The 2,915-nt window shown below is 61.0% G+C and carries 2 protein-coding genes; both read left to right on the top strand.

Translation table 11 applies throughout. The features are described from left to right. Positions 1-66 precede the first annotated feature (66 nt). Entirely contained in the window at positions 67-447 is a 381-nt protein-coding gene (locus WKW82_RS40330; protein ID WP_340348817.1) for a hypothetical protein, read from the top strand. A 1,196-nt stretch (positions 448-1,643) separates the two neighbouring features. Next, on the top strand, positions 1,644-2,039 hold the full coding sequence (locus WKW82_RS40325; RefSeq protein WP_340348816.1) for a response regulator transcription factor: 396 nt from the start codon (positions 1,644-1,646) through the stop codon (positions 2,037-2,039). Positions 2,040-2,915 lie beyond the last annotated feature (876 nt).

Raw genomic sequence — 2,915 nt, 5'->3', positions numbered from 1 at the left:
GTAGTGAACAGGCTCTCGCTATAGCTGTCGGCTCCTCGCATCGGCGCTTCCCTCTTCATCGATCTGATGAGCTCGATCTTGGCTCAAGGCAATCGGTATTTCAACGGCCTGTTAAAGGGCAAGGGCACGCGCCAGCAACATGGGACGCCGCGCAAAGTGCCAGTCACGTTGCCAAGCCACAAGAAGACTCAGCTTCGAGGAGGAACCGTTCCCCCACTTGCTGGAGCACGTACCCTGCGGATCAATGAAGCGAGCCGACCCAAACCGCTTGAGACAACGCCTCCGTTTCCCGACCTTGCTGGCGGCAGCGAAGCGCAACCAGGTTCTATGAAACGAGTCGCACCACAAACGAATCTCTTGCGGCATTCTCAGGGAGATGGAATTTCGGTTCAAGCTGTCTCGGGGATCGTGGCGCACGGTGCGCTTCCGGTTCGCTTCACCGCGTGAAGCGAAGCCACTTTCACTTCCGGCGGCCCCCTAATTCTTCGCCCTCCAGGGGTTCCAAGAGCTGTTGCAAGCGCGAGATGTTGCTCAAGCGCATCATTATGAGCAATGCCGGGTGCAGGTCGGCTGGAAACGCGTACTGCAGAAAGATTCAGCGCTATAAAATATATAGCGCGCCAGTCTTGAACGCGGCGCAGGGGAACATGATGCTCATCTTCGTGAAGAGTGCCCCACGGGCGGTCCGAAGGGATATCGTTGTCGCGTGCCTGCGAGCTTGCGTTTGGGCGCGTGTCGAGGGTCGACCGTTCTGCCTCGTAGGATCGTGACGTTCGCGACGCGCCACTTTCCGATCGGCAACGTGGCGAAAAAGAGAGCCATCGGTGGGTGATCCACTCTCGATGGATCTGGGAAGCCGCCGACCAATAGGGAACGATCGACGTTACTTGCGATCTCGCATGTCAATGTACTTGCATCCACCTTTGAAAGTGCCCATCACGGCAACGACCCGACGAACCTTCATCAGCGCGGCGATTGCGCCTGGTGCGACTGGCACTGGCCTGTCTCTCCTGCGTTTGCGCAGGCCTTGTCGACCACGGAAGCACAGCGGATCGCCGAAAAAGCGTACATCCACGGCTACTCTTTACTGTCGCAAGTTGCTGACCCCGGACTTCCTCGTTATGAACGGCACGGCGAGAGGGGGCAGGTCAGAGCGGCGTTTTTAATACCGCAGAGGGCCCGTTGCGGTCAGCTAGCTTTGAACGAGGCGGACCGTCGCAGATTTCGGCCACCGGCCTCAACAGACGCCCGCCCGAGGATCGGCGATGACTGCTCAATGATTGCAAGCGGTCGTGCACCCCGATTCTTGAGGGCAAGCCACCGATCTTTCAGTGTTCGCCGCCTGTGGCCTCCTGCATTTTTCAAGCGCCTGGTCAAGCGAGAACTTGCTGCCTTTTGCCGTGGCGGAAATTCGACGAACGAGCCTAGGATGGGCTGCACCAACCCCTTGCGCGGGCTTCAGATTCCTTCCTTGGTCAGGAGTCGAGGAGGCTGAAGCGGTCGCTTGCGAACCTTGAATGACTTGTTCAAGGTGCTTACGAGGGGACACGCGGACGGGAGATGCAAAGAGATGAGGGCGAATTGCACACTGACTGAACCAAAGTGCAGTCCCATTCGTGATCGCACTGGCGTAGGGTTCGTGCGTGAGCAGTATCGGATCCTTCATCGCGGTAGTGGACGACGAACTGCCCGTGCGCGTGATGCCCGGGCGCCTGTTGCGGCTGGCCAAATACCGCGTCCGGGAATACGCGAGCGGCGAGGAGTTCCTGGCCTCGCTCAGTACCGACCTGCCGCTATGCGCCATTGTGGATCTGCACATGCCGGGCTTGTCCGGTTTCGAGGTGCAGTCGTGCATCCGCGCCGCGAACCTGCAAGTGCCTGTGGTGTTCATCACGGGATCCGACGACGCCGCGCTAGAGCGCGCCGCGCACGAGGCCGGCGTAAGGAATCTGCTGCGCAAGCCGTTCTCGAGTGACGAACTGCTCGAGGCGATCGGGGGCGCGATCGGCTCGTTTGGCCGGAACAGGATGGGCGGCTAGCCAAGGGCGTATCCCACGTTCCAGCGGGTGGCGGCTAAAGAGACGGCCACCACCGCTGCCTGACGCGCATGAGCACCTCAAGCTGTGAGCATCCAGAACAAGTCTTCTGTCGCTCAACGCAGTCGTTGCGCAAAATGTGCGTTCGCTCCAAAAACCGTGCTCGCATGCCCAAAGACATAGAACTCATACGGCGCGCCATCCAAGGTCGTGCGCTGACCATCGCTGAGATCGCTGCGGCGGTGGGCCTGAATGGTCGGACCGTGTACCGGCGCATTGCCTCGCTCACAACTGACCGGCGCATTCACGTCGAGGCGTGGACACTGTCCCGTGGAAGCGGTCCCCGCGCAAAACGCTATCGATGGGGTACTGGCCGCGACGCTGTCATGACTCCAACCCCGCGACTAAAGCTAGAGGGTGAACTTGGCGCCCCCAGCGCGAAGACCACGGAGCATCGGGCGCTGGACCAGCCCGTCGCCGCCGCAAAGAGGGACGTGGGCCAGGTCCGAGCCGTACTGCCACGCCGCGCGGCGCCTGAGCAGAATACGGGGACTGAGCGCTGCCTGTGCTCACGACATGGCGAAGTCGGTATCGACTCTTCGCGCTTTGGCGCCTGCAGTCGGAGACCGGCGGGATGCGCGGCTACTTCTGATTTCGCATTTCGCGCCTAGTCCGGGAGGTCGTTGCGCAAACGTGACGCGCAAGCCCTTCAGGCTGTAGTCGCCGTGCCCGGGTATCGTGGATCGACCCGCGCATAATCCGGGCCGTACAGGAAAATCGTATGAGCCAAGAGGCAAGAAACGACGACGAGTGGGACGACGGGCCCGAGGCGAGGCGCTCCTCGCTGCAGTTTCCTGTGGTCGGCATCGGCGCATCGGC

This window comes from Variovorax rhizosphaerae (genome assembly GCF_037889975.1).
In the GTDB taxonomy this organism is placed as follows: domain Bacteria; phylum Pseudomonadota; class Gammaproteobacteria; order Burkholderiales; family Burkholderiaceae_C; genus Variovorax; species Variovorax rhizosphaerae.
The sequence above is the reverse complement of the archived record's forward strand: the minus strand, read 5'-3'. Positions and strand labels throughout refer to the sequence as shown.

What these genes read in the sequence shown, in the direction of transcription:
- WKW82_RS40330 (WP_340348817.1), top strand. Translation starts at nt 67, where the DNA reads ATGAGCTCGATCTTGGCTCAAGGCAATCGGTATTTCAACGGCCTGTTA.